The sequence below is a fragment of the Halomonas sp. AOP5-B2-8 genome, assembly GCF_052376475.1.
Classification (GTDB): Bacteria; Pseudomonadota; Gammaproteobacteria; order Pseudomonadales; family Halomonadaceae; genus Vreelandella; species Vreelandella casei.
Window position 1 is genome coordinate 1 of the sequence record NZ_JBQSVS010000014.1, and the last position, 1891, is coordinate 1891.

1 protein-coding gene is annotated in these 1891 nt (G+C 58.6%); it reads left to right on the forward strand.

What is annotated here, in order from left to right; all coding sequences use genetic code 11:
- Window positions 1-1891, forward strand: a 1891-nt coding sequence (locus ACT3RP_RS17860) for a condensation domain-containing protein (RefSeq protein ID WP_444624367.1), incomplete at both ends; no start/stop codon positions are given.

The window sequence follows — 1891 nt, forward strand, 5'->3', positions numbered from 1 at the left end:
CGGTGAGATCGAAACGGCGCTGAAGGCTCAGCCTGGCGTTGAGCATGCCATCGTGGTGATGGTTGGTACGCCCGCTCACCTGGCTGCCGCGTTGGTGCTGGATCACGCAGCAGGCGACGAGGCGTGGTCGCTCGAGAGTTTGCAGCAGGGGCTGAGCCAGACGTTACCGGACTACATGATTCCGGGTCACCTGTTGGTACTGGATGCGTTGCCACTGAGTGCCAACGGCAAGGTCGACAGAAAATCGGTGCTGGCAACGCTGGAGGCTCGTGCCACTGCCGTTACCCGGACCGAGAGCCTGGAAGCACCGCAGGGCGATCGGGAAAATCAGGTTGCCGAACTCTGGACGCGGTTACTGGAGCTGGACCGGATCGGACGCCACCAGGGGTTCTTCGAGCTCGGTGGCGATAGTCTGCTGGCGACGCAGGTCATCGCCGCACTCAAACGGCAGAGTCTCGGTGCGCCGGAAGGGCTGAGAACTCTCTTTGCGAAGCCGATACTGGCAGACTTTGCAGCCGAGCTGCAGTCAATCGATGCGGATGAAGCGCGTGTTGAAATACGGCCGGATCCGGCCAATCGTTACGAGCCCTTCCCGCTGACGGAAGTTCAACGAGCCTACTGGGTGGGGCAATCGACCGGTCTGCCATTGAGCTGTGGCACGCACTACCTGGTCGAGCTGGACGGTGAGGCGGTAGACCTCGAGCGGCTCGAACGGGCATGGAATCGACTGGTTCAGCATCACGACATGCTGCGTGCCATCGTCGATGATGAAGGGCAGCAACGTGTCCTGGAGCACGTGCAGCCGATTTCCCTGACGCGCCATGAGTCATCGACAGATGATGCGGAGGTCGCTCAGCGCATATTGCACACTGCCTGGAGGGATGAGCGTGATGAGGGAGAGCTTCCGCATCGCATTCACGTCGTGCAATACGGCGTAAATCGCTGTCGCATTGGTGTGATTTTCGACTACATGCTGTTAGACGGATTCAGCATCAAACTGGTGCTGGATACATTGGCCCGGGTGTATCGAGAGCCGCTGGTGGCGCTTGAACCCCTGTCACTGTCGTTCCGGGACTATGTCGAGCAGGTTAGATCGGATGGTAAGGCGCTGGCGCGAGCCAGTGATTATTGGCAGACGCGTCTCGATTATTTGCCGATGGCTCCCGAACTCCCGCTTGTCTGCGACCCGGATACCTTGTCCGTTGCCCATTTTCACCGACGTCAGGCACGGCTGCCTGCGTATCAGTGGCAACGCCTACGTCAATTATCCAGTGCACGGAATATCACGCCCTCAGTTTTGCTGCTGACAGTCTATGCGCGACTGCTCAGTCAGTGGAGCGGGGGCAGTGCCCACACACTGAACATGACACTCTTCGATCGGCAAGCGGTGCACCCGGACATCAACCGCGTGCTCGGTGATTTTACGTCGTTGGCACCGGTCGCCTTCCATCCTGCGAATGATGCCAGTTTTATCACCCAGGCACAGGCGATGCAGCGTGAAGTGGCCGACGCGCTGGAACACCGAGAACGCTCTTCCATTTGGGTGCAGCGTGCCCTGAATCGCCAGGGTGAGCGAACAGGTGTGTCGTTGCCGATCGTCTTCACTAGTACGCTGGGAATGGGAGGCGGTCTGCTGGAAGAGGCTGAGGAAGGTTTTCCTGCTCTCGTTTCTGGTGGTTTGTCGGAAACTCCCCAGGTCTGGCTCGACCACCAGGTTTACGAATACAACGGCAGCCTCGTCCTGACCTGGGATTCTGTGGATGCGCTATTCCCAGAGGAGATGCTGGATACGATGTTCGAGGCGTATCAATGTGCCTTGAAGCAACTGTTGAATAGTGACTGGCAACTGCCACATGACACTACTCTGCCATTGCCACAGGCCAGTATTCGC